General features: G+C 68.1%; 23 protein-coding genes. 4 read left to right on the top strand and 19 right to left on the bottom strand.

Features of this window, described 5'->3' with window-relative positions:
• Positions 1–185 precede the first annotated feature (185 nt).
• Positions 186–725 (top strand): GntR family transcriptional regulator, encoded by a 540-nt coding sequence (locus tag FHR38_RS21885; RefSeq protein ID WP_184536430.1) that lies wholly within the window; start codon positions 186–188, stop codon positions 723–725.
• Complete coding sequence (locus FHR38_RS21880; RefSeq protein WP_184536429.1) at positions 722–1498, top strand: GntR family transcriptional regulator; 777 nt, start codon at positions 722–724, stop codon at positions 1496–1498. Before FHR38_RS21885 ends, FHR38_RS21880 begins: the two co-directional genes overlap by 4 nt.
• 37 nt (positions 1499–1535) lie before the next feature.
• Here the strand turns inward: FHR38_RS21880 and FHR38_RS21875 are convergent, their stop codons facing one another.
• Complete coding sequence (locus FHR38_RS21875; protein ID WP_184536428.1) at positions 1536–1937, bottom strand: carboxymuconolactone decarboxylase family protein; 402 nt, start codon at positions 1935–1937, stop codon at positions 1536–1538.
• A 37-nt stretch (positions 1938–1974) separates the two neighbouring features.
• Positions 1975–2907: an ABC transporter ATP-binding protein gene (locus tag FHR38_RS21870; protein WP_184536427.1), complete on the bottom strand. Its 933-nt coding sequence runs from the start codon at positions 2905–2907 to the stop codon at positions 1975–1977.
• Between the two features lie 169 nt (positions 2908–3076).
• Between FHR38_RS21870 and FHR38_RS21865 the strand changes: the two genes are divergently transcribed.
• Positions 3077–4150, top strand: coding sequence for a sugar phosphate isomerase/epimerase family protein (locus FHR38_RS21865; RefSeq protein WP_184536426.1), 1074 nt, complete (start codon positions 3077–3079; stop codon positions 4148–4150).
• Between the two features lie 74 nt (positions 4151–4224).
• Here FHR38_RS21865 and FHR38_RS21860 read toward each other — a convergent pair whose 3' ends face one another.
• From FHR38_RS21860 to FHR38_RS21835, 6 genes are all read right to left on the bottom strand, one after another.
• Positions 4225–4752 (bottom strand): hypothetical protein, encoded by a 528-nt coding sequence (locus FHR38_RS21860; protein ID WP_184536425.1) that lies wholly within the window; start codon positions 4750–4752, stop codon positions 4225–4227.
• A 3-nt stretch (positions 4753–4755) separates the two neighbouring features.
• Positions 4756–6621, bottom strand: coding sequence for a DNA primase (gene dnaG, locus FHR38_RS21855; protein ID WP_184536424.1), 1866 nt, complete (start codon positions 6619–6621; stop codon positions 4756–4758).
• Positions 6622–6793: 172 nt separating this feature from the next.
• A complete protein-coding gene (locus FHR38_RS21850) occupies positions 6794–8584 on the bottom strand; it encodes an ABC transporter permease (RefSeq protein WP_184536423.1) in 1791 nt (596 codons plus the stop codon).
• A 1-nt stretch (position 8585) separates the two neighbouring features.
• Positions 8586–9311: an ABC transporter ATP-binding protein gene (locus FHR38_RS21845; RefSeq protein WP_184536422.1), complete on the bottom strand. Its 726-nt coding sequence runs from the start codon at positions 9309–9311 to the stop codon at positions 8586–8588.
• The gene (locus FHR38_RS21840) at positions 9308–9847 is read right to left on the bottom strand and encodes a PadR family transcriptional regulator (RefSeq protein ID WP_184536421.1); all 540 of its coding nucleotides are present in this window, start codon (positions 9845–9847) and stop codon (positions 9308–9310) included. Before FHR38_RS21840 ends, FHR38_RS21845 begins: the two co-directional genes overlap by 4 nt.
• A gap of 343 nt (positions 9848–10190) precedes the next feature.
• A complete protein-coding gene (locus FHR38_RS21835; RefSeq protein ID WP_184536420.1) occupies positions 10191–11417 on the bottom strand; it encodes a phospholipase D-like domain-containing protein in 1227 nt (408 codons plus the stop codon).
• Between the two features lie 350 nt (positions 11418–11767).
• Between FHR38_RS21835 and FHR38_RS21830 the strand changes: the two genes are divergently transcribed.
• Complete coding sequence (locus FHR38_RS21830; protein WP_184536419.1) at positions 11768–13903, top strand: MMPL family transporter; 2136 nt, start codon at positions 11768–11770, stop codon at positions 13901–13903.
• Between the two features lie 178 nt (positions 13904–14081).
• Here FHR38_RS21830 and FHR38_RS21825 read toward each other — a convergent pair whose 3' ends face one another.
• The 11 genes from FHR38_RS21825 to FHR38_RS21775 all read right to left on the bottom strand — a co-directional run bounded on the left by FHR38_RS21825 (position 14082) and on the right by FHR38_RS21775 (position 23953).
• A complete protein-coding gene (locus FHR38_RS21825) occupies positions 14082–14492 on the bottom strand; it encodes a RidA family protein (RefSeq protein WP_184536418.1) in 411 nt (136 codons plus the stop codon).
• 68 nt (positions 14493–14560) lie between these two features.
• Positions 14561–15334, bottom strand: coding sequence for a YoaK family protein (locus FHR38_RS21820; RefSeq protein WP_184536417.1), 774 nt, complete (start codon positions 15332–15334; stop codon positions 14561–14563).
• Positions 15335–15344: 10 nt separating this feature from the next.
• Positions 15345–17096 (bottom strand): ammonium transporter, encoded by a 1752-nt coding sequence (locus tag FHR38_RS21815; protein WP_184536416.1) that lies wholly within the window; start codon positions 17094–17096, stop codon positions 15345–15347.
• Positions 17097–17178: 82 nt separating this feature from the next.
• Complete coding sequence (gene yut / locus FHR38_RS21810; protein WP_184536415.1) at positions 17179–18216, bottom strand: urea transporter; 1038 nt, start codon at positions 18214–18216, stop codon at positions 17179–17181.
• Between the two features lie 27 nt (positions 18217–18243).
• Positions 18244–19179: an urease accessory protein UreD gene (locus tag FHR38_RS21805; protein WP_184536414.1), complete on the bottom strand. Its 936-nt coding sequence runs from the start codon at positions 19177–19179 to the stop codon at positions 18244–18246.
• A complete protein-coding gene (gene ureG, locus FHR38_RS21800) occupies positions 19176–19841 on the bottom strand; it encodes an urease accessory protein UreG (RefSeq protein WP_184536413.1) in 666 nt (221 codons plus the stop codon). Before ureG ends, FHR38_RS21805 begins: the two co-directional genes overlap by 4 nt.
• Before the next feature lie 21 nt (positions 19842–19862).
• A complete protein-coding gene (locus tag FHR38_RS21795; RefSeq protein ID WP_221449115.1) occupies positions 19863–20543 on the bottom strand; it encodes an urease accessory protein UreF in 681 nt (226 codons plus the stop codon).
• Positions 20544–20566: 23 nt separating this feature from the next.
• Positions 20567–21133 (bottom strand): urease accessory protein UreE, encoded by a 567-nt coding sequence (locus tag FHR38_RS21790; protein ID WP_184536411.1) that lies wholly within the window; start codon positions 21131–21133, stop codon positions 20567–20569.
• A 153-nt stretch (positions 21134–21286) separates the two neighbouring features.
• The gene (locus FHR38_RS21785; protein ID WP_184536410.1) at positions 21287–23005 is read right to left on the bottom strand and encodes an urease subunit alpha; all 1719 of its coding nucleotides are present in this window, start codon (positions 23003–23005) and stop codon (positions 21287–21289) included.
• Positions 23006–23056: 51 nt separating this feature from the next.
• Positions 23057–23569 carry an urease subunit beta gene (locus FHR38_RS21780; protein WP_184536409.1) on the bottom strand — a complete coding sequence of 171 codons (513 nt, stop codon included), beginning with the start codon at positions 23567–23569 and terminating at the stop codon, positions 23057–23059.
• A gap of 81 nt (positions 23570–23650) precedes the next feature.
• The gene (locus FHR38_RS21775; protein ID WP_184536408.1) at positions 23651–23953 is read right to left on the bottom strand and encodes an urease subunit gamma; all 303 of its coding nucleotides are present in this window, start codon (positions 23951–23953) and stop codon (positions 23651–23653) included.
• Positions 23954–23983: the final 30 nt, after the last annotated feature.

The raw sequence follows: 23983 nt of genomic DNA, 5'->3' as shown, positions 1-23983 counted from the left end.
ACTACGGGCCCTCTGCACCAACCCCTCGCCAGGGGCAAGTCAGCGCAGGGGCCCCTCAGCAAAACTTTATACAGACTGTAGTAAGGCTGCAAGTACGATCCGCCAGTAAGTTCAATCGGAGGAGGCAAAGAAATCAGTCGCGTCCGGCACCATGATCGGGGGCCCAAAAACTGGAGGTAGCGACGATGACCACCCCGCGTTGGACCAGCACGTCCGACCCCTACATCTCACCAGGGCACGGCGACGCCTGGGCCAACGATGCAGCATCCCGCGGCCGAGTCGGCACCCAACAACTCCTCGCCGTCGAGACCCTCACACCCGACCACCACATCCGGGCGGCCCTTAATCTCGGTGACGAGGACCAAGTCGTCGTTCGACGTAGGCTCATCCTCGAAGACGGCCAGCCCATCGAACTTGCCGACTCCTACTACCCGGCCCAACTGGCCACTGGCACTCCCCTTGCCCAAGACCGGAAAATCCGAGGCGGCGCCGTCGCTGTGCTCGCCCAGCTCGGACACACACCGACAGTCAGCACCGACCACATCACCGCTGACCAACCGACCGACATCGACCAGCAGGCACTGAAAGTCAACAAACAGGAACCGATGCTCGTCCTGCATCGGCTCAGCCGGGATGCCAACGGCACTCCCGTCGAATACGTGATCACCCGTGCGGTTGCTCGTCTCTCTGCTGGCTACACCTATCAGACTCAGGCTGTCGTATGACTGACAACCCCGGCGACCGGGTCCGCGACCGGCAACAGCAGATCGCATCGGACCTACGCGCCCTCATCCTCTCTGGCGACCTCGAGCCTGGTCACCAACTGCCGGCAACCGCTGCGCTCGTCAAGCAGTACGGGGTCACCAACCAGACCGTGCAACGTGCCCTACGCATCCTCAAGGAGGAGGGATTCATCGAGGGGCAAGCGGGGCGGGGCGTGTTCTCCACGAGCCGTCGGCCGTACGTCGTCCGGGCCAGCCATTATTCACGCCCGACCAGTCCCGGCAAGCCGTACCCGTGGATCACTGATCCCTATCGACGTGACCGCCGCGGATCCAGTCAATTACTTTCCGTCGGCGAACGACCAGCTCCGGCACAGGTAGCTGCCGCGTTCGGCATCGCCACAGGTGATCCGGTCGTCATGCGGCACCAGCTCCTCCTGCTCAACGACGAGCCAGCAGAACTGGTCTGGTTGTACTTCCCCGTAGAGCTCGCGCGGGGCACCCCTCTCGCCGCGCCACACAGGATTCAAGGGGGAACGCCAGCCATTCTCACTGGGCTCGGACTACCGCCACGACACGCAGTGGATCAGGTAGGCACTCGCTTGGCGACAGTCGAAGAGTTCATCGCTCTGCGACTCCCCACAAACATGCCTGTCTTGCGGCAACTACGGGTGGCCTACACCGATGGGGAGCGACCGATCGAGGTGGCCGTAATCATCAAGGCCGGCCATCAGTACGAGATCCAATACACTCTCCCATGCGATAACGATGAGTGAGCGTCACCCGGTCAAGACGATCTTGCGTGGCAGGCTGCTACGTGCGGACCGGGAGCAGGTTGCGCTCGGCGAAGACCTTCTTGGCGACGAGGGTGGCGTTGACCGCCCGCGGCACACCGCAGTACACCACCGACTGCAGTAGCGCCTCGACGATTTCGGAGGGCGTCAGGCCAGCATTGAGCGCGCCGTTGACGTGCACCTCGAGCTGAACCTCGGCCCCGCCGAGACCGGTGAGTATGCCAAGGGTCAGCAGTTCCCGGTCGCGGCGCGACAGTTCGGGCCGGACGTAGAGGTCTCCGTACGACCAGGCGACCGATCGGTGACTGAGCTCGGGCGAGACGTCGGCGAGGGCATCGAGAAGACGCTGTCCGGCCCCGCCGTCGGCCTGTCGTAGCGCCTCCAGCCCACGCTCGTACTGTTCGTCGCCATTAGTGGTCATGGCCGTGCCGATACCCGAGGCCTTGCCGGATAAACGACTAATCCACCAACGTACGGCCGGTGAGGTGCAGGAACACGTCCTCCAGGCTGCTCCGCCGGACCAGCACACTGGCCGGGGTCAGTGCCCGCTCGTGGACCTGCGCCATGGCGGCGTCGCCGTCGGCCACGTACAGCAGGATCCGGTCGGGCAGCACCTCGGTCCGCGTACCGATGCCGGCGAGCTTGCCGGCGAAGTCCTCCTGGGACTCGGCGGCGAACCGTAGCTCGACCACCTCGCGGGTCGAGTAACGCTCGATCAGGGCCCGGGGTGAGCCCTCGGCCACGATCCGCCCGCCGTCCATCACCACCAGCCGGTCACAGAGCTGCTCGGCCTCGTCCATGTAGTGCGTGGTGAGCACCAGCGTGATGCCCTGCTGTTTGAGCCGGAACAGCCGCTCCCAGACCAGATGCCGGGCCTGCGGGTCGAGGCCGGTGGTCGGCTCGTCGAGCAGCACGATCTCCGGTTCGTTCACCAGTGCCCGGGCGATGGTCAGGCGGCGCTTCATGCCGCCGGAGAGCGGTTCCACCTTGCTGTCGGCACGATCAGTCAGCTGCACGAAGTCCAACAGCTCGCCCGCTCGGGCGCGGGCGAGCCGACGTGGAATGCCGAAGTAGCGGGCGAAGGTGGTCAGGTTCTCCCGGACGGTCAGCTCCGGATCGAGGCTGTCCTGCTGGGGACAGACGCCGAGTCGGGCCCGGATGGCCGACCCATCGCGACGCGGGTCCATCCCCAGGATGGTCAGCTCGCCGTCGGTCGGCGGCGAGACGCAGCCGATCATGCGCATGGTCGAGCTCTTGCCGGCCCCGTTCGGGCCGAGAAAGCCGAACGCCTCCCCCGCGGGCACGTCGATGTCGATCCCGTCGACGGCGGTGAAGTCGCCGAAGCGCTTCACCAACCCACGCGCCCGGATGAGGGGTCTATCGGTCGTCACGGGAGGACCCTAGCCGTGACGTCCGACTTGTCCCACCGGGTTTCCGGGAGCTTTCGTCAGTACCAACGAAAGACCACCACCCATTGATAGAACTTCAATGCATGAATCTCTATCTTATGGCTTTTCCTGCGGGTACGGTCCGGCTCAGGATCGAGCCAGGAGGGAAGCCATGCGCAGAGGAGACACCCCCACCCCGCACACCAACCCCTGGAGCCGGCGCGGATTCCTCGGCCTCTCCGCGTGTGCGGCAGCCAGTGCGATCTCCATCGCCGGCCCGTTCACCGGCGTGGCCGAGGCACAAGCCGAGGCACCGGCCGACAGCCCGGTACGCGACCATCGGGGCAACCGGCTGCCGGTCGGGAAGATCGGCATCCAGCTCTACTCCGTACGCAGTGACCCCGCACCGTTCGCGGAGAAGCTGCCCACCCTCGCCACACTCGGCTTCAAGGAGATCGAGTTCGCCGGCTACGGCGTGGGTAACCCGTCCGACGCCGACATCCGCGCGATCCGGCAGATCCTCGACGACAACGGGTTACGCGCGGTCGGCTCGCACATCGGCTTCGGCACGCTCTGGGGCGACCTGACCCGGCAACTCGACATCGCCGAAATGCTGGGCATGAAGCACATCGGCACCGCCGACGCGCCGACCGGCAGTCGCTACCGCGCCGACTGGCGGGCGGCGGCCGACCGCTACAACGCCGTCGGTGGGGCGGCCCGGTCCCGGGGACTGAAGTTCTACCAGCACAACCACGACGGCGAATACCACTTCCTACTCGACGTCGGGCCGCTGGACGACGCCGGCCGACCGACCCGGTCCAGCGGGCTACGCGGGCTCGAGTACTTCTTCGACCTGACCGAACCGGACCTCGTCCACTTCGAGATGGACATCTTCTGGGCCTACCAGGCGCAGGTGCGGTTCAAGACGTACGTCGACGAGCGCGGGAGCAGCCGTACCGACGTCTTCGACCCGATCCGTACCCTCGGCCGGCGGCAGGAGCGTTTCCCGCTGTTCCACGTCAAGGACGGCGTACTCAATGCCGAGGGCACCAGCCTGTCAATGACCGAGTTCGGCGTACCGGGTGGCTACGTGCCGTTCGAACGCTTCTTCAAGAGCCTACGGTCGCTCGACCGACACCACTACATCTGGGAGCAGGACAATGCCGGATCGACCCCGCCTGAGCAGGGCGGTGTCTACGGTGCGGCGGGGCGCAGCTACGACAACATGAAGGCGCTGCGCTTCTGACGACTCCAAGCTTCTGACGACCCGACCTTCTGACGATTCCAGACCGGCCCTGGCCAGCACCCGACGACGCGACGTCAGTCGTCGGTGCTGGCCGCGTTCCGGGCCGCCGCCACCAGCCGGGCCGTCTCCGCGACCACCGCCTCGCTGTCGGTCGCCGTACCGGGGTCGTAGCGCACCGTCCAGGTCAGACCATCGACGCCACTGACCCGACGGGCGGCCACCCGGACGCCCCCGCCCGGGAGTTGGTGGTGCGCGGTGTACGCCACCGAGCGGGTCACCCGGACCCGCACCTGGTGCGGCACCTCGCCCGGGTCGGGCAGGAGGTAGGTGCGGAACGGTCGGTCGGCGAGGACCCGGTAGTCGTCCCGCTCCTCGACCATCTCCGCCGGGGTGACCAACAGCTCCCGCCCGGACCAGGTGGCCTTGTGGATGTCGTGCCACCCCAACCGCTGCTCGTCATCGGGTAGCCAGAGGCCGTGGTTGGTCACCACGACGACCTGGTCACCGTCGGCAACCGACGCCCAGGCGAGCACCCGTTCGTCCCGGTCGAGCGGGGGCCGACGGTCGGCCGGTAGCTTGGGCCGCCGGTTGAAGATCCCCATCGGCTACAGCCCTCCCGCCGCCTGGTCCCGCAGCGCCCGCGCGTGCTGCTCCAGGGAGAGCAGCTCGCCGAAGAGCGCGAAGTATTCGTCCTTGTTGGCCACCGGATTGACCCGCTGCACCTTCGACTTCAGGTTGGCGATCCGGCTGCTGACCGAACCCAACTCCAACCGGGCCAGGGTGATCGAGACGTAGCGCGGGTCCGGCTCACCGTCGAGGCGCAGCGGCTCGACCGCCAGCTCGGTCACCAACGCCTGGGCGGCCAGATCTGTGCAGGCATCCTGAAGCTGGCCGATCCAGACCGCACCGCCGGCCGCCGCCGCCGCCCCGCCGGCCTCGGCCACCGCCTGCCGCACCACCACGTGTACGGGGTGCAGGTAGACCTCGGGCCCGAGCACGTCGAACATCGGACCGGCCAGCACCGGCACCTGGATGGCGAGCTTCAACGCCTCGCGTTCGACCTGCGACTGCGGGTTGTCCACCGCCGGGGCGGCGGGGGTCGGTCGGGCGGGCTTCTCACCGGCGGTGCCCTTGGTCGGGGCGGCAGCGGCGGCCAGCACCGCCCGCTGCACCGGTTCGATCTCCATCCCGAGGTCACCGGCGAGCTTGCGTACGTACTCCGGGCGTTTGTCCCGGTCCTTGAGCTTGGCCACCAGCGGCGCGGCCCGACGCATCGCCTCGACCCGACCATCGACGGTGTCCAGGTCGTACCGGCTGAGCACCTGGCGCAGCGCGAAGTCGACCAGCGGCTCGCGGCGGGCGACCAGGTCGCGCACGGCCATGTCGCCCTTGGCCAGCCGCAGGTCGCAGGGGTCCATGTTGTCCGGGCTGACGGCGATGAAGGTACGGCCAACGAAACGCTGGTCTTCCTCGAAGGCCCGCAGCGCCGCCTTCTGCCCGGCGGCGTCCCCGTCGAAGGTGAAAATGATCTCGCCGGCCACGGCGTCGGTGTCCATCAGCAGCCGGCGCAGTACGCCGATGTGGTCGGCGCCGAAGGCGGTGCCGCAGGTCGCCACGGCGGTCGGTACGCCGGCCAGGTGACAGGCCATCACATCGGTGTAGCCTTCGACGATGACCGCCCTCCCCTGCTTGGCGATCTCCCGTTTGGCCTGGTCGACGCCGTAGAGCACGTGTGACTTCTTGTAGATCGGCGTCTCGGGGGTGTTCAGGTATTTCGGGCCGTCGTCGGTGTCGAAGAGCTTACGGGCACCGAAGCCGATCACGTCGCCGGTCAGTTCCCGGATCGGCCAGAGCAGTCGCCCCCGGAACCGGTCGATGAGCGAGCCGGAGCGTGCTTCGCGGGCCAGGCCGGCGGTGATCAGCTCCGGGGCGGTGAAGCCCTTCTGCCGTAGGTGCCGGGTCAACTGGTCCCAGGCGTTCGGCGCGAACCCGCAGGCGTAGCGCTCGGCTGCGGCCCGGTCGAAGCCGCGCTGGGCGAGGAACTCCCGGGCTGCGCGGGCCTCGGCGGTGCCGAGCTGGCCGGCGTAGAACTCGACCGCGGCGGCGTGCGCGGCGACCAGCCGCTGCTTCTGACCGGGCTGCTGACGGGCCGGTGCGGATCCGGACTCGATGTAACGCAGTTGGATACCGGCCCGCCCGGCGAGCCGTTCGACCGACTCGATGAAGGTCAGGTGCTCGGCATCCATCAGGAACTTGATGGCGTCGCCACCGGATCCACAGCCGTGGCAAAAGTAGACATTTCGGGCAGGGGCCACGGTGAACGAGGGAGTCTTCTCGTCGTGGAACGGGCACAGACCCTTGAGGTTGCCGCCGCCGGCCGACTTCAGGGTGACGGTCTCGGAGATCACATCGGCGATCGAGGTGCGCTCACGAACCAGCGCGATGTCCTCGTCTCGAACCCGGCCCGCCATCTTCGCCACCCCCTCCGGCGTACATCCTGCCCTGCCGGACGGATCTCAAGGCAATGGGGGCAGCCTTCTTCGGCCGGTGCCACTCGGTCGCCACGAACGGCTACATACCGTCGACAGGCGTATGCCGTTGACGGTCGTATGGCCGCTGACAGGTGAATGCCGTTGACGGTCGTCAGGTCGGCGTGGACTGGAGGGTGTCGGCGACTGGACGACGTGCGGCGGCAATCGCGGGGATGGCGGTGAGCACGGCGATGGCGAGCAGGACTCCGAGCGCCATGGCGAGCATCCAGGAGGCGGGTGCGTACCGAAGATCGCCGTTGCTGAGAACCAGGACGAGCCCGATGCCGACGGGGATTCCGGCGGCGACGCCGGGAATTGCGGGTAACAGCTGAGCTATGGCCAGGCCCGTGCCGGCCTGTCCGGGCGTCGCGCCGAGCGCGCGGGCGACGGCCAGCGGTTGCCGGGCGTCGAGGACCGCGGTCCAGGTGCTCACGATGGTGTTGAGGAGCGCGAGGAGGCACGCCACGACGGCGATGAGGAGGATGGCCTGGATGATTCGCTCTTCGCGACGGTCGGGAAGCGTCGAGTAGCCGAGCGGGACCGGAGTGTAATCCTGCACCTGTGCCATGAGTACGGCGGCGAGTGTCGCGGCGCTGACCAGCGTATTCACCGTGATGAGCCGGGCGCGGCGCGGCCGGCGCGCGTTGATGCGTACCCCGATCAGCAGGGCGGTGGGCAGCCGGCGGGACAGCCAGATGACCCAACGTCGACGACGGGGTGGCGTGGCGGCGTCGGCGAGCGTGTGGATGGTAGTGGTGGCGGCGGCGCGTACCACCGGCACCAGGGTCGCCGCGACGGCGATACCGAGGGCGAGAGCGGTGGCGGCGAGCACCACCCGCAGCGGTGGGTGGAGGCCGGTGGATCCGATGAGTCCGGCGGTCGGGCGGAACAACGGCGGCGCGGCGAACCAGCCGACTGTCAGACCGACACCGGCGGAGGCCAGCCCGATCACGAGGTACTCGGCGAGGTGAACGGCGGCGATCATGGCGGGCCCGGCGCCGACGGCCTTGAGGAGCCCCACCCGGCGTCGCTGGCCGATGATCCGGCCCGCGACGATGCCGGCGACGCCGGCCAGCGCGAGGACGGTCAGCAGCCAACTGCCGACCAGCAGCGCCTCCTGTGCCTTCTTGTTCAGCCGACTGTTGACCTCTGCGACCTGCTGCCCGGTCCTGATGTGCCAGCCCCGGAACCTGGGGTTCCTCTGCTCCGGACCGAAGACCGAGAGACCGGCCTGCGGGTCGGCCAGTTTCAGGTTCAGGGTGTACGTCAGCGGCTGGGTGCCGGCGAGCGTGGCGATGTCGCTGCGGTCGACCCAGACCAGGCCGCCTGCCTCGTGCAGGATGCTGCTCGGTAGGTGCCACCCGACGTTCGGGTACGTGGGCCTGGCGGCGGTCACCGCGGTCCCGGCCACCCGCAGCGGATGGCCGTCGATACTGACCGTGTCGCCACTGTGCACGCCGAGGGCATCGGCGAAGGCACCCTCGAGGACCACGCCGCCGGGGCGTACCCAGGTGCCGTCGGTCACCGCTGGACGGTCGAGCACTGCCGGGGCGGCGTCCCGGCCCTCGACGACGACTCGGACGGTCAGGTCGCGGGCGGTCAGCATCTTGAAGACGAGGGGGTAGGGTCCGCTGTGGCCGGTGACGCCGGGCGCGGTCGCCACCGGTGCGAGCGCGGCCAGGGCCTCCGGGCCGGTGATTCCCGGCTCCATCACCAGGTCCGGGGCAGCGGTGGCGGCCCGGGTCTGCTCGTACGGACGGGTGACGAGCTCGTTGAGGGCGAGACCGAGGGTCAGCGTCGCGGTCGCAGTGGTGATGGCGACCAGCAACAGCACCGTCTCGGTCCGGCGTCGGCGCAGGTCCCGGACCAACAGCCGAAGGACGAGCAGCAGGCGGCCAGCCATGTCAGCGCCGCCCGTCGTAGACGGTACCGGTGGCGGCGGCGAACCGGCTGTCGTCGGCGAACGCACCGTCGCGCATGGCAATCACCCGGTCGGCGACCGCCGCGATGCGGGCGTCGTGGGTAACCACCACCAGGGTCTGTCCCGCCGCGCGCAACTCTTCGAACAGCCGCAGCACTTCCAAGGTGGCGGCGCTGTCCAGGTTGCCGGTGGGTTCGTCGGCCAGGACGACCAGCGGCTCGTTGCTCAGCGCACGGGCGATGGCGACGCGTTGGCGCTGGCCGCCGGAGAGCGCCGAGGGCAGGTGCGCGGCGCGGTCGGCCAGCCCCACCCGGTCCAACAGATGCAGGGCGCGCCGCCGGGCCCGACCGGGCGGCTGACCGGCCAGCAGTGCGGCCATCTCGACGTTCTCGACGGCGGTGAGTTCGTCCATGAGGTGGAAGGATTGGAAGACGAGGCCGATGTGGTGGCGCCGCAGCCGGGCCAGGGCCCGTTCGCTCATCGTGTCGATCCGGTGGCCGGCCAGCCACACCTGCCCGTCGCTCGGGCGTTGCAGCCCGCCGAGCAGATGCAGCAGCGTGGACTTGCCACAGCCGCTGGGCCCCATGATCGCCAATGCCTGCCCGGCGGGGACGTCCAGGTCGACCTCGTCCACCGCGCGCACCAGCGTGTTGTTCCAGCCGTACCGCTTGGTCAGCCCGCGCGCCCGCAGCACCGTCGATCCGGTCATGCCTCCGCCTTCCGTCCAGCCCGATCACGCTCGGTCCACATGCGCTCGCATGCCTCCAGCCACTTCAGGTCGGCCTGCAACCGCAGCACGACCCCCTCCAGCAGCAGCCCGGCAACCGGAACCATCGACCGGTCCAACGCGGCCCGCTGGGCATCGCGCAGCCGGCGCAGCACCTCGCGCCGCTGCGCATCGACCAGGGCCACGGGATCGGCCAGCCGGGCGGCCGCGGCGGCCACCAGCTTGAGATGGAACTCGGCGAGGTCCGGCCTCGGCCAGCTCACCTCGGCCAGCCAGGCGGCAACTCGCTGCTGTCCGGCCGGGGTCAGCGCGTAGACCCGGCGGTCGGGCCGGTCCGGCAGGCCGTCGGCCCGTTCCGAAGTCACCAGCCCGGCCTTCGCCAGCCGGGCCAGCGTCACGTAGATCTGCCCGGCGTTCATCGCCTCACCAAGCGGGCCGAGCGCGTCACGCATCCGGCTACGCAGTACGTACCCGTGCGCCGGCTCCTTCGCCAGCATGGCCAGCACCACGTCCTGCACCTAGGCACACCCTTCGAATAGGTCGCCTATAGATAACCGATAGCTATATCGTTGTCAAACCCGCCAGCGGGTACGGCGGAGACAGTCGGCCACCTACCGAAATGACGTTCCACGTGGTCCGCCCGAAACGACCCGACACCTCTGACATCGGGCGTTGGGGGCCGGGAGTTCGACGACGTCACCGTCAACCCCGCGTGTTGAGCGCCGCGCGGCCCAGCACCACCTGTTCCCGGGCAAGTGACTCAGGACCAGGTTCATTACGTCCACGTCAGGGCACCGCCAGGCCGCTCCGCGGTCGAGCCAGGTGCCGCTGACGGTGACCACCAACGGACGGCGTAGCCGGTCAGTAGGCGCAGCTGCCGTTGTCCGGGTTGACGCACTTGGCCCGCGACCAGAGCGTGGCGAAGTTGGCCCGGTAGTCGGCGGAGACGGTGGGATGCTCGATCTTGACGAACGTCTCGTCGTGGTTACGCAGCGACGGCCCGGTCAGGTTGTGCGAGCCGGTGAAGACGATGGTCCGGCCGGGGGTGCCGTTGTAGTTGCCCTTGACGACCAGGTACTTCGAGTGCACGGTGACGACCCGGCCGTCGTAGTTGTCGCTCTCCGCGTCGTAGTACTTCTTCATCGACACGTTGGTCGAGCCACGAAGCGTGCCGTGGACGTCGGCCCCCATGCTGCCGTAGACGATCCGGACCTGGCAGCCGAGCCGGGCGATCCGCAGCAGCTCGGTGGCGACCAGCGCTCGCGGGTCGGTGAACATCGCCTGGGCCACCTCGACCGAGCAGCCACTCTCGTACCTGGTCACGTAGCTGAGCACGTTGCGTGCCGTGTCGCCGCTGGCCCGGGGCGAGTGGTAGAGAGTCACCGCCGTGTTCGGCGACTTGTAGTAGCCGTCGGCGGCGGTAAAGAAGTCGTTGTCCTTGCGCTGCGCCCGCATCTCGTTGAAGTAGCGGGTGAAGTGGTCATAGAGATCGTAGTCCTCGTGCACCACCACCGCGTTGTTGAACTGGTTGTTCTGGGAAAAGGTCAGGTTCTGCGAGGCCAGCAGTACGACCCGCTTCTTCGTTCCCGACGTCGAGAAGGTGAAGAACTTGTTGTGGTTGATCGAGTTGCTGAAGTTCGCCACGCATCCGCTGGAGCCGGTTACCGAGGACGAGGAGCTTCCACAGAAGACCAGGTCGTCGAGGTTCGCCGCCTTGAGCGTACGGATGGCGGCATTGGCCGGGTCGAGGTTGACGTTGCCGGCCCCCTCCCGGTCGATCACCAGCCGGACGACGACGCCCCGGGCCGCCGCCCGGGCCAGCGCCTCGGCGACCACCGGCGAGGTCCAGCTGAACATCGCGCCCCGGATGTAGGAGCCGGTCGGTACGGCATCGGTCAGCGCGACGATCTCGTCCTCGATCGTCCGGTCCCGGGTGCCGTTGTCGGCGGGAACGTTGAACCGGGTGTACGCGGAGAACGTTGCCGCCATCTCGGGAGTCTCGGCCGCTTCCGCCACTCCAGCCGGGGCGGCCACGGCGGTGGTGACCGTGACCAGTGCAGCCACGACGGCACCGAGCAAGCTTCGCATTCGACGTTTTCTATGTGACATGCCTCGTGTCTACGACAGGGGCATACGCCACGGCAAGTACGACGAGGAACTTCCAGCGTTCGCCGTCGAGCCACGCTCCGGCGAGGAGTGGGCGCCACTGAGGAGTGGGTGCCACTGAGGAGTGGGTGCCACCGAACATTGCGTCAACCTCCGGCGACGACACTTTGCCGACAGCATGTCGGCATGATACCAACATCCTGTTGGGAAAAACTGCCCCGGTAACGTTCGTACCCGACTCCACCTTCCTCACGGCCAACGCTGACAGGATCACCAACCAGCTACAAACGCGCCACTCGCCATAGAATGGGACAATTTTCATGCTGACCGCCTTGGGCAAGTTAGTCGCCCAGTCCCGGACCCGGGCCCTGCTGGTCGTGGGCATCTGGATCCTCCTCGCCGGGCTCGTGCCCCGCCTCACCCCGACCATCGACGAGGTCAAACAGGACAGCGGTTCCAACTCCCCACCGCCCAGCGCGGAGTCCGCCGAAGCACGCGACCTGCTACTGGAGAAGTTCCCGGACCAGGACGGCGTACCGGCAATCATCGTGCTTCGCAATCCGGATGGGCTCCAGCCGGCCGACGAGGCCGAGGTGAAGCGGATCAGCGAGGCCCTGTCCGGCCCGAACGCCCCGAAGGGCGTATCCGGCGTGGTCTCCACCGCGACCGTGCCGGCGCCGGCAGCGCAGGCCCTGCGCTCGGAAGACGGCACCACCACCATGATCCTGGTGCCGATCAGGGGACTTCCCAGCACCGACGAGCGGTTCGGCGAAACCGTCGGGGAGATCCGTGACATCGCGGGACCGGGGCAGGCCGGGACCGAGGTCCGACTCACCGGCCCGGCCGGCATCGCCACCGACGCCAGCGAGGTCTTCCGCAACGCCGACTTCATCCTGCTCGGCCTCACCGTGCTGCTGGTGCTCTTCATCCTGCTGGCGATCTACCGATCACCACTGCTGGCCCTGATCCCGCTGCTCGGCGTCGGGGTCGCTCTGCAGTTGACGAACGCGGTCGGCGCGGTCCTGGCGGACGCCGGAATCATCAAGATCGACTCCCAGACGGCTTCGATCATGACCGTGCTGCTCTTCGGTGCCGGCACCGACTACGCCCTGTTCGTACTGATGCGGTTCCGCGAGGAGCTGGCCGACACATCCGACCGATACGCGGCCATGCGCCTCGCCCTGCGCAAGGTGGGCGAGCCGGTGATCTCCAGCGGCGGAACAGTCATCCTCGCCCTGTTCACCCTGCTACTGGCGACGGTACCCGCCACCCGGGAGTTCGGTTCCTTCCTCGCCCTCGGTGTCTTCTTCGTGCTGCTGGTCAGCCTCACCTTCGTGCCCGCCGCAGTACTGCTCTCCGGCCGGGCCGCGTTCTGGCCGATGAAACACGCCGAGCGCATCCCGAGCGAACGGTCCCTGTGGGGTCGGATCTCCGCGCTGGTACTGCGCCGGCCCGGCCCGGTCGCCGCTGGCACGATCGCCGTGCTCGGCGCGCTCGCCCTCGGCTTCCTCACCTACACCCCGAACGCCAACCTGGTCAGCGACTTCCGCGGCGACACCGACTCGCTGCGCGGACAGCAGATCCTCACCCAGTCCTTCCCCGGCGGGCAACTTGCCCCCACCACGGTGCTCGTCAGCGGCGGCGACCCGACCGCCGGGGCGACCAGGGTCGGCGCGGCCATCGAGAGTGTCGACGGGGTCAGCAAGGTCGGGCAGCCGACCCTCTCCGCCGACGGGCAGGTCGCCCGCCTCCAGGTCGTCTACGGCGACGACCCGTACGGCACGCCGGCTCTGGACCGCACCGAACGGGTACGGGAGGTCGCCAGGGCGGCCCTGCCCGACGGCACGGTCCTGGTCGGTGGGGAGAGCGCCAACGCCCTGGACAACCGGCAGGGCAATCTGCGGGACTTCATAGTCGTGGCGGTGGCGATGGCCGTACTCATCCTGGTGGTCCTGGTCGTACTGCTGCGCGCGGTCCTGGCCCCGCTGGTCCTGCTGATCACCACTGCGCTCTCCCTGCTCTCCGCAGTCGGCGCGACGAGCCTGACCTGGGTGGCGCTGGCCGGTCAGGCCGGTACCAACGACCGGGTACTGCTCTACTGCCTGATCTTCCTGGTCGCGCTCGGCGTCGACTACAACATCCTGCTCGCCAGCCGGATCCGGGAGGAGGTGACGACACACGGATACCCGAACGGCATCGGGGTGGCGTTGACCCGTACCGGCGGGGTGATCACCTCGGCCGGGGTGATCCTGGCCGCCACCTTCGCCGTACTGATGACGCAGCCGTTGAACTCGCTGTTGCAGTTCGGGTTCGCCATGGCGGTCGGCATCATGCTCGACACATTCCTGATCCGGGGTGCCCTGGTCCCGGCACTGTTCCGGCTGATCGGGCCAAGGATCTGGTACCCGGGCCGACTGTCGACCTCGGCCTCGGCGTCGACACCAGAGCCGGCCATGGCCGAGCGGTAGGAGCAGTGTATTCAGTGCTGGGCCGCGCCCAGCACCAGCAGTAACGGCATCGGGCCGGGGTGGAGTCGCCACCCCGGCCCGATACCGTTCACTGGCGGCCGTGGCTCACCCGACCGGGGCGGCCGTGGTTCAGCCGTTCACTGGCGGCCGTGGCTCACCCGACCGGGGCCACCGTGGCTCAGTCGGGCAGGGACACCGTGAGGTCGACCTCGACGAGTTGCCCGATGTAGCCCAGTTGCGCGACGCCGAGCAGGGTGCTGGCCGTGCTTAGTGCCGGCCCGATAACCGATCCGGTCAGCCGCCGCCAGACGTCACCCAGCACCACACTGTCGTTACTGACCACATAGATCACCGACCGGACGACATGTTCCGGGCCGGCGTCGATCGCGGCGAGGGCGGCGGCGGCATTCGCGGCGACCTGATCGACCTGGGCGTCCAGGTCGCCCGCTCCGACCAGGTTGCCGGCGCGATCCAGTGGGCACTGGCCGGCCAGGTAGGCCGTCCTGCCAGCCTCGACGATGGTGACATGGTGATATCCGGGATTGTCGTGGAGAGTCGCTGGGTTGATTCTGGTGATCTTCGCGGTCATGCCGTGAGTCTGGCCCCGGCCCGACCGGTCCGCAGCCGGATTCCGTTGGCACCAGCGCGGGATGCCGATCAGTCCACCATCCCGAACCGGGGTGAACGCACGATCGCCAACAGCACGACCAGCCCGACGACCGCACCAACGAACACTCCGACCGGCCACGGCGTGACCAGGGCACCTAATCCCCCACCCGCGGCATAGCAGCCGGTGCCGACGAACCCCAGCAGCCACCGCCGGCTGCTGGGACGATGCCGGTCACTGCGTAGCAGCCAGTTGACGAAGTTCTCCCCGGTGTTCAGCACCGTGCCGCTCTGATAGGTGGTCGTCGTCTTCACCCCGGCGGTACGGACGAACAACACCGCGAGCATCCCCATACCGACAGCACCGACGGCGGCAAGCGGAACCCGCTGCGCAAGCCCGAACTGTCGTACGGCGAGAGCCTGCTCCAGCCCAGCCCAGAGCAGTACGACTCCGATCACGACGCTCAGTTGCGGGCCGGGAGGCGCACGGCGATGCGACTCGACCCGGCGACGCAGCAGATGGGCCAGGCCGCCACCGAGGCCGAATCCGATGATCGAGGCCAGCGCCGCCGGCCAGACCGGGAAGTGCCCGGCCAGGCCCATCCCCAGGTGGATGAGGCTGCCCGACTGGTTCGCGACGAAGACGCCGTAGCGCAGCAGGCTGAACGCGTCGACGTACCCGGCGACCCCGGTGGCCAGGGCCAACGCAAGCACCGGCTGACGGAACTCGGATTCCGCGTCCTGCCACCGGCCCGAGTCACCACCGGAGGCCGGGCCGGGGTCCCTGCCGCCCGGAGACGAGCCGGCTCCCCCGCCACCGCTCATCTAATCGGCGTCAGCTGGCGCGGGGGCCGGGTTGGGGGCCGGGTTGCGGGCCGCCACCTGGCCCGGACGGGAGACCGCCCGCGCCGGGCGGGCCGCCGCCTGGTCCCGGACGGAAGTCGTCGCTCGCTTCGGCGACCTGGACGAATCCCTCGGGATGCCCGGGCGAGAGTTGGTCGAAAACCTCCAGCACCGCCAGCACCTCCGCCTCCGGCACCAGCGCCTCCACTCGGATCCGGCCGGCCAGTTCAAGGTCACGCCGGTAGCCCCGGACGACCTGCGGATGGACGGGAACGGTCGAGACATGCACCTCGGAGACCACGATCGAGACCGCTCCGGCAGCTTGCAAGGCGTCCCGCAGGTCGCCGGAGTGCACCAGCGCGGAGTCCAGCAGCCCGGTGACCAACCGGGTCTGGTCGGGCTTCGGCCGTACGGGTGTGCCGCCGACGGTCGGTTGCGGGCCCGGCCCACCGGTCGGCGAGCCGCCGCCCGGCAGACTGGAGACGGGGTCGAGATGATAGGCGTCGATACCTTGTTGATTTTGGTCGAGTCGGCCCTCGTTGGCGACCGGTGCCCGCAGCCCGATGGTCTTCTCGATGCCGGTGGCGATCAACCAGCTCAGGACGAACGAGAACACCACCACGACGAGTACGCCGACCACCTGGTTGCCGAGCAGCCGGAACCCACCGCCGAAGAAGAGCCCGTCCGCACTCAGCTTGTTGGCCTGGGTCTGCGCGAAGAGGCCCAGCAGTAGTGAGCCGAGCATGCCGCCGACCCAGTGCACGGCGAGTACGTCGAGCGCGTCGTCCAGCCGGAGCAGGTACTTCAGCCGCAGCGCGGTGTGGCAGACGAAACCGGCGATCGCCCCGATCGCCAGCGCGGAGAGCGTACTGACGAAGCCGGCGCACGGGGTGATCGTGGCCAGCCCGGCGACCGCGCCGGAGACCGCCCCCACCACGGTCGGATGACCGTCCTCCACTCGTTCCATCAGCAGCCAGATCAACATCCCGGCCGCAGCGGCCAGGTGGGTGTTGATGAGTGCCTGCGCCGCGACCCCGTTGGCCTGGAGTCCGTCCCCGCCGTTGAACCCGAACCAGCCGAACCAGAGGATGCCGGCACCGACGATCGTCAGCGGCACCGAGTTCGGCAGGGTGTTGGTGTGGGGCCAGTTCCGCCGTCGACCGACCACGAGCAGCAGGGCCAGCACCGCCGCCCCGGCCGAGGCGTGCACCACCATGCCGCCGGCCCAGTCCTGCGTACCCAGTTTGGCCAGCCATCCGCCGGGGTGCCAGAGCCAGTGCGCGATCGGGGGGTAGACGATGATCGACCAGATGGCGAGGAAGACCGCCCAGCCGGCGAACTTCAGCCTGCCGGCGGTGGCTCCGGTGGCCAACGCGGGGGTGATCACCGCGAACATCATCTGGTACGCCACGAAGGCCAGCGCCGGAATGGTGACGCCCTCGGCGACCACCCGGAACGCCGGGGCGGGCGGGGTGCCGATGTCCAGCAGCCCGAAGAGTCCGAGGTTGCCGAAGAGCCCACCACCGGCGTCGTCGCCGAAGGCGATGGTGTAGCCGAGCAGGACCCAGGTAATGCTGACCACCCCGAGGGCGATGATGTTCTGCTGCATCATCACCAGGGTGTTGCTTTTGGGCACCATGCCGGCGTAGAAGAACGCCAGCCCGGGTGTCATGAAGAGCACCAGCCCGGCGCAGATCAGCACCCAGGCGGTGTCACCGGCGCTGATCGCGGCCTGAGCGAGCATCCCCCTGCCCCCTTCCTCACCGGTCCGGCCGGCGGCTCAACGGTTGGATCCGACGTGGCTCAGCGGTTCTTCCCGGCGTGGCTCAACGGTTGGATCCGACGTCTGGTTTGAGCGGTGCCATCAGCCCGCCGCGATAGGACTTGTGTTGCGGGATCGGGGTGAAGTTCTCCTTCGCGATGACGAACAGCCAGGTGGCGAAGACGAATGGCGCGGTCAGCGTCGGAATGCCGTACGGGGCCAGCACGGTGGCGAGCATGGCCTGGATGAAGACGGTGGCCACGATGCCGAACAACGCGTAGATCACCGCCGGCACGGAGGGCTTGAACAGCACCGCCCCCAGGGCGATGGCGGTCAGTACCGCGTTGAAACTCCACAGCCCGGTCTCCACGTCCGTGGCACCGGCCCTGAACCAGATCGCGATCAACGCGGCGACCACGGTGCCGATGACCGCGAACAGCGCCACCCGCAGGGAGTTGATCGCCAGCCCGACCAGCATGATCACTCCACTGATCCAACTGCCGATGAGATAGACCTGGGCGACACCCTCCAGCATGCCGAGCGGGGTGTCGCCGCTGAGGTAGGCCGCTTCCGCCCCGCCGTGCCCGGGCAGCCCGGGTGGGGTCGATGTCTTCACATGCAGCCGGACAAGCTGGTACGCCCCCATCAGCAGTGCCCAGGTGGTCAGCACGAACGGGAAGGTGAACGCCGGTGCCCCCCAGGTCTTCATGACGTTGCTGAGCGCGAACGTCACCAACGTGGTGGCCGCCGCGCCGAACACCACGTACAGCCAGACCATTGCGCTGCCCCGGAGGAAGAGAAGCACCCCGATCCCGGTCAGCAGTGGGCTGAAGCCGTACAGGCCGGAGCGCAGCGAGTCCCGGTCGGCGCGCAGCAGGATGGCGGTCGCGGTGCCGACGGCCACCCCGACGACCGCACCACCGAGCAGGCGGGGGTGACCACTGTCGAACGCCCCGACGGCGATGGCGATCAGGATCACCAGGCCGGTGACCGGGTTGTTCTGCAGCATCACCTGCGACGTGCCGCGCAGGCACGCGTCGACGAACTCGACGATGGGGCTGCGGTCGGCGAGCCGCTTCCACGATGCGGTGATGTCGGCCATGTGGCTTCCTCTCCAGGTGCCGGCTCGTCAACGCCAACTGAAGGCGGGCGCGAAGGGTCGACCCACCGCTTCCTGGCGGGCCAGCGCGCAGAACTCGCGTACCTTCGCTCGGACCGGTTCGGTCTCCGTACCGAGCACCTTGTAGATCAGTCCCGCGTCGTTGGGTAGCCGGCTGACGCCGGCCGCCAGCGGTACGTCCTCCGCCCACGTCGGCGTCGTCTGGGCGTAGACCCGGTTGGCGCAGTCCGGAGCGGTCAACAGAACGACGTTGGCGAAGACGTGGAACTGGTCCATCACGCCCACCCGGTCCACTCCGAACCGCTCCGGTTCGACCAGGAACTTCTCGACGAACAGGTCCGGGCCGTCCGGTCGGGCCGCCCGCAGGGTGGAGGAGAAGAGGTCGTACTGGAAGATCTCCCCATCCCGGTGGTACTTGCGCCCTGGGGCGAGGATCTCCGCGTAGAGCATGGTCGCCGTCTCCGGCAGCCGAACCCGGGTGTACGTGATGAACCGGCTGTGCCGGTAGGGAATGGTCTGCTCCGGCAGGTATTCCAGGTAGGCGCCGTCGGCGAGGGTGATGTCCTGGAGTTGGGACGCGTAGTTCGCGTCCATTTCCTGGATCTTCATGGCGGACTGACTGGTCAGATGGACCCGCGCCCCCTCGCCCAGCGCGAGGTCGATCCGGAACCGATCGCCCTGGAGCACCCCGCCGGAGGTGGTAAGCATGAAGACGCAGGCCATCTCCGGCATCGCCTCGTCCCAGTAGAGCGCCCGCTGCACCAGCAGCGGTGCCTGCCGGTAGAGGTCGGCGAGCACCGTCCGTTCGTCCCGCTGCTCGAACCGCATCCGCAGCACGCCCACCTTGCCGGGGGCACCGCTGGGCAGTTGGGCCGGCTCGTCGTGGTACGGCGCCAGTTCCGGTGCGATGTCCAGGACAGGCAGGTCCGGGTCCAGCGTGATCATGCCGGGACTTCCACGCCGACCGGGACTTCCACGCCTACGGGGATTTCCACGTCGAACAACGCGTTGCGCCGGACCAGGGCGATGAGTTCGTCGATCCCCTCGCCGGTCTTGCAGTTGGTGAAGACGAAGGGCTTGCCCCGGCGCATCAGTTCGGCGTCACGCGCCATCACGGACAGGTCCGCGTCGACGTACGGGGCGAGGTCGGTCTTGTTGATGACCAGGATGTCCGACTTCGAGATCCCCGGCCCGTTCTTGCGCGGAATCTTGTCGCCGGCCGCCACGTCGATCACGTAGATGAAGTAGTCGACCAGGGCCGGGCTGAAGGTCAGCGTCAGGTTGTCGCCGCCGCTCTCGATGAGGACCAGGTCGCTGTCCGGAAACTTGGCCTCCATGTCCTCCACGGCGGCCAGGTTCATGCTCGGGTCCTCGCGGACCGCCGTGTGCGGGCAGGCACCGGTCTCGACCCCGACGATCCGCTCCTCCACCAGCACCCCGGTCAACGCCCGGCGCACGTGCTGGGCATCCTCGGTGGTGACCACGTCGTTGGTGACCACCAGCACCCGCAGGCCGTTCTCGACCAGCCGGGGCACCACCGCCTCGATGATCGCGGTCTTACCACTGCCGACCGGGCCCCCGACGCCGATCCGACTCACTGTCTTCATAGCTCTCCCCCACTTGCGTTCTCAGTTCATGAACATCCGGACATGCGCGTGTACGTGGGCCGCTGCCAGCACGTCGACCACCGGCGCGAAGGTGGCCATTTCCGACAGTTCCGCCCCGGCCACCCGTCGGTACTCGGCGGCGGCCGTGTCGTTGACGGCGAACAGGATCGCCTGGGTGTCGAGGTGGTCGACCCGCATCAGGCGGATCGCGGCACTGAGCACCATCACCGCCGCGCCGTACTGGTGGGCGGCGAAGGCATCCTCCTCGGTCAGGCCGAGGGTGGCGAAGAGCACGCCGAGCGCCACCGGATAGGTGACCGGAACACCATCCGAGGCGGCATCCCGGAACCGCTTCTCCAGCAGGGAGTCGCCGACGATGTGCGTGGCCGCCTCGGCGAGCTTGCGCCCCATCCGTACGGTCATCGTCCGGGTCTCCTCGTTGAGCTTGCGCAGGTGCACTGCCTCGTCGGCCCGACGGATCCCGTCCAGGTCGCCGGCGACGGTGGACCGATGCCCGGCGAGCAGGGCGATCCCGTCGCCGCTGGCCGCCTGGCGGGTGGTGGTCCGGACGAACTCGTGCAGGCTCGCCCGGTCCCCGACGACGCCGTGTTGGATCGCCATCTCCAGCCCGTTGGAGAAGGCGAAGGCGCCGACCGGAAACATCGAGTCACCGAACTGGAGGGTCCGTAGGGTCGTCGACATGGTCCGCACGGCCGGCCCCCTGATCAGTTGGCGCTGGCGGACGGCAGGTGGGTGTGCGGGGTGGCGTCGGCGCCCCCGAAGAGGCGACGGGCCTCGTGCGGCGCGAGGTACGCGATCACCTCGGTACCGGCTACGAACTCGTGCGTGATCCCGACGAAGGCGTGGGTACGCATGACCGAGTCCATGACCTTGCGGTCGACGGTGAGCGGGACGTACATGCTGCCCCCCTTGACCACCGCCGGCCAGTGCTGGTTGCCGATGGCGTGACCGAGTTCCACCGCCGAGCGGATCGCCAGCTCGGTGGGTTGCCCGTCGAGTCCGCCGAGGTCGACCACCATCACCTCGCCGAGTTCGATCCGGGCGACGATCGCGGTAGTGGTCGGCTCGTCCCAGGACAGGATGTCCCCGTCCCGCAGGCGGGTGCCCCGCCCGAGGGAGATCGCCACCTCGGTGCCGTCCCGGGTCTGTTTGCGTAGCCGGTTCTTCTGCGCCTCCCACTGGTCGAGCATCAGGCTGTCCACCTGGGCGGCCTTGAGCCGCACCTCCCAGTCGGGTTCGTGGGCGTTACCGACCACCGATTCCACGAGCATGTCGTTCTCTCCTTGGGTCGTTCGCTGGTCATCCTTGGGGTCGTTCGCTGGTCAGCCCCGCTGGTCAGCCCCGCTGGTCAGCCCCGCTGGTCAGCCCCGCTGGTCAGCCCCGCTGGTCAGCCCCGCTGGTCAGCCCGCCGGTCAGCCCGCCGGTCAGCTGAAGAAGTAGAGCTGGCTCATCGGCAGGTTCTGGGCCGGCGGCACGGTGGCGTGTTTGCCGTCGACCTTGACCGCGAAGGTCTCCGGGTCGACCTCCAGCTTCGGCAGCTTGTCGTTGCGGATCATGTCCCGCTTGGTCAGCCCCCGGGTGCCGTACACCGGGATGATCTGGCGTTGCAGGCCGAGCTTCTCGGCGATCCCGTTCTCGTAGCCGGCCTGTGAGACGAAGGTGATGCAGTTCTGGGTGAGCGCCGAGCCGAGCGTCCCGTACATGGGCCGGTAGTAGACCGGCTGCGGGGTGGGCAGGGAGGCGTTCGGGTCGCCCATGATGGACCAGAGGATCTGGCCGTTCTTGATGACCATCTTGGGCTTGACCCCGAAGAAGGGCGGCTCCCACAGCACCAGGTCGGCCATCTTGCCCGGGGCGATCGACCCGAGTACGTGTGAGATGCCCTGGGTGATGGCCGGGTTGATGGTCATCTTGGCGACGTAGCGCAGCACCCGGAAGTTGTCGTTGTCCGGTGAGTCCTCGGCCAGCTTGCCCCGGACCCGCTTCATCTGGCCGGCCAGCTGGATGGTCCGCAGCCAGGTCTCCCCCACCCGCCCCATGGCCTGGGAGTCGCTGGACATCATCGAGATGATGCCCTCGTCCAGCAGTACGTCCTCGGCGGCGATGGTCTCCGGCCGGATCCGGCTCTCGACGAACGCCACGTCCGAGGGGACCTTCGGGTTGAAGTTGTGGCAGACCATGATCATGTCGTACAGCTCGGACTGGCTGTTGATGCCGTACGGCACGGTCGGCGTGGTGGAGCTGGGCAGGACGTTGGGCTGGCCGGCGACCTTGATGATGTCCGGCGCGTGGCCGCCGCCGGCTCCCTCGGTGTGGAAGGTGTGGATGGTCCGCCCCTCGAAGGCGGCGATGCTGTCCTCGATGTAGCCGCTTTCGTTCAGCGTGTCGGTGTGGACGCTGACCTGCACGTCGTACATCTCCGCCACGGTGAGGGCGGCCCGGATCGCCTCCGGTGGCGAGCCCCAGTCCTCGTGCACCTTGAAGCTGGCCGCGCCCGCCTCCAACTGCTCCATCAGCGGTCCCCACCCGGAGCTGTTGCCCTTGGCCAGGATGCCGACGTTGATCGGCAGCCCTTCGAGGCCGCGCATCAACGCGTGGATGTTCCACGGGCCCGGGGTGATGGTCACACCGTTGGAGCTGTCACTCGGCCCGGTGCCACCGCCCCACAGGGTGGTCACGCCGTTGCTGAGCGCCGCGTACGCCTGTTGCGGGCAGACCATGTGCACGTGCGGGTCGATACCGGCCGCGGTCAGGATGAGGTGCTCACCGGAGATGGCGTCGGTGCCGACACCGGTCACCAGCCCCGGCGTGACCCCGTCCATGGTGTTCGGGTTACCGGCCTTGCCGATGCCGACGATCTTGCCGTCCTTGACCCCGACGTCGGCCTTGACCACGCCGATCGTCGCGTCGAGGACCGTCACGTTGGTAATGACGAGATCCAGCACACCGCCCGAGTTCTTGGTCTGGTTGTCGACCCCCATACCGTCCCGGAGCGTCTTGCCACCGCCGTACATGACCTCGTCGCCCAGGACCCGCAGGTCCTTCTCGATTTCGATGTAGAGCTCGGTGTCGGCCAGCCGGATCTTGTCACCGGTGGTCGGGCCATACATTCCGGCATATTCCTGCCGGGAGATCTGGCTCATCGTGGACTCTCTCTCCTGGTGCCGCCTCGGCCTATCCCGTCACCGGCCCGACTACTGGTTCTTGCCCTTGCCTTTGTCATTGCCTTGGCCGCCACTTTGACCGCTGCCCGACTTGCCGCCGCCTGACTTGCCGGAACTCGACTTGAAGCCACGAAGTTCGGCCTGATGAATCGCCTCCGACCGGTCCGGCTGATATCCCGGAATTGGTCCCGGGCCGGTCCAACCATTGACCAGTCCGTTGAATCCGTACACCCGCTGGCGGCCGCCGAACGGCACGAGTTGGACCGTCTTCTTGTCGCCCGGCTCGAACCTGATGGAAGTGGTCGCGGGAATGTCCAACCGCCAGCCGAAGGTGGCCTCCCGGTCGAATTCGAGATTACGGTTGGTCTCATAGAAGTGGTAATGGGAGCCCACCTGGATCGGCCGGTCACCGGTGTTGTGGACCTCGATCTGCTGGGTGGGCCGTCCCGCGTTCAGCTCCAACGGCTCGTCGGACAGGACGTATCCGCCGATCGGCCGCAGATGCTTGTGGTTGGGTCCGGGGTGCTGCTTGGGCTCCGCCATCTCGTCCTCGCATTCATGGGTCCGTGTCCTGGTCACCGCCGGGCCGACGGCGCCGCGCCAACCGGGGGTGGATGATCGGGCCTACTGGACGGGCGAATGGATGGTCACCAGTCGGCTGCCGTCGGTGAAGACCGCCTCGACCTGGACCATGGGCAGCATTTCGGCGACACCCTCCATCACGTCCGTCTTGGTCAGGACGTGCGCCGCGTCGTGCATCACTTCCTCGACGGTTTTGCCCTCGCGCGCGCCCTCCAGTGCGGCAGCAGCAATGACCGCAACCGACTCCGGATGGTTCAGTTTTATCCCCTTGTCCCGACGCGCATTCGCGATCTGCGCCAGCGAAAGAATGGTGAGCTTGTCAAACTCTCTCGGGGTAAGATGCACGGCCTATCCCTTTCACGCGGTCATCGACGC

Origin of the sequence: Micromonospora polyrhachis (assembly GCF_014203835.1) — a bacterium.
In the GTDB taxonomy this organism is placed as follows: Bacteria; Actinomycetota; Actinomycetes; order Mycobacteriales; family Micromonosporaceae; genus Micromonospora_H; species Micromonospora_H polyrhachis.
The sequence above is the reverse complement of the archived record's forward strand: the minus strand, read 5'-3'. Positions and strand labels throughout refer to the sequence as shown.

Coding starts and splice junctions, on each gene's coding strand:
- FHR38_RS21885 (WP_184536430.1), top strand. CDS start 186: ATGACCACCCCGCGTTGGACCAGCACGTCCGACCCCTACATCTCACCA.
- FHR38_RS21880 (WP_184536429.1), top strand. CDS start 722: ATGACTGACAACCCCGGCGACCGGGTCCGCGACCGGCAACAGCAGATC.
- FHR38_RS21875 (WP_184536428.1), bottom strand. CDS start 1,937: ATGACCACTAATGGCGACGAACAGTACGAGCGTGGGCTGGAGGCGCTA.
- FHR38_RS21865 (WP_184536426.1), top strand. CDS start 3,077: ATGCGCAGAGGAGACACCCCCACCCCGCACACCAACCCCTGGAGCCGG.
- FHR38_RS21860 (WP_184536425.1), bottom strand. CDS start 4,752: ATGGGGATCTTCAACCGGCGGCCCAAGCTACCGGCCGACCGTCGGCCC.
- dnaG (WP_184536424.1), bottom strand. CDS start 6,621: ATGGCGGGCCGGGTTCGAGACGAGGACATCGCGCTGGTTCGTGAGCGC.
- FHR38_RS21850 (WP_184536423.1), bottom strand. CDS start 8,584: ATGGCTGGCCGCCTGCTGCTCGTCCTTCGGCTGTTGGTCCGGGACCTG.
- FHR38_RS21845 (WP_184536422.1), bottom strand. CDS start 9,311: ATGACCGGATCGACGGTGCTGCGGGCGCGCGGGCTGACCAAGCGGTAC.
- FHR38_RS21835 (WP_184536420.1), bottom strand. CDS start 11,417: ATGCGAAGCTTGCTCGGTGCCGTCGTGGCTGCACTGGTCACGGTCACC.
- FHR38_RS21825 (WP_184536418.1), bottom strand. CDS start 14,492: ATGACCGCGAAGATCACCAGAATCAACCCAGCGACTCTCCACGACAAT.
- FHR38_RS21820 (WP_184536417.1), bottom strand. CDS start 15,334: ATGAGCGGTGGCGGGGGAGCCGGCTCGTCTCCGGGCGGCAGGGACCCC.
- FHR38_RS21815 (WP_184536416.1), bottom strand. CDS start 17,096: ATGCTCGCTCAGGCCGCGATCAGCGCCGGTGACACCGCCTGGGTGCTG.
- yut (WP_184536415.1), bottom strand. CDS start 18,216: ATGGCCGACATCACCGCATCGTGGAAGCGGCTCGCCGACCGCAGCCCC.
- FHR38_RS21805 (WP_184536414.1), bottom strand. CDS start 19,179: ATGATCACGCTGGACCCGGACCTGCCTGTCCTGGACATCGCACCGGAA.
- ureG (WP_184536413.1), bottom strand. CDS start 19,841: ATGAAGACAGTGAGTCGGATCGGCGTCGGGGGCCCGGTCGGCAGTGGT.
- FHR38_RS21795 (WP_221449115.1), bottom strand. CDS start 20,543: ATGTCGACGACCCTACGGACCCTCCAGTTCGGTGACTCGATGTTTCCG.
- FHR38_RS21790 (WP_184536411.1), bottom strand. CDS start 21,133: ATGCTCGTGGAATCGGTGGTCGGTAACGCCCACGAACCCGACTGGGAG.
- FHR38_RS21785 (WP_184536410.1), bottom strand. CDS start 23,005: ATGAGCCAGATCTCCCGGCAGGAATATGCCGGAATGTATGGCCCGACC.
- FHR38_RS21780 (WP_184536409.1), bottom strand. CDS start 23,569: ATGGCGGAGCCCAAGCAGCACCCCGGACCCAACCACAAGCATCTGCGG.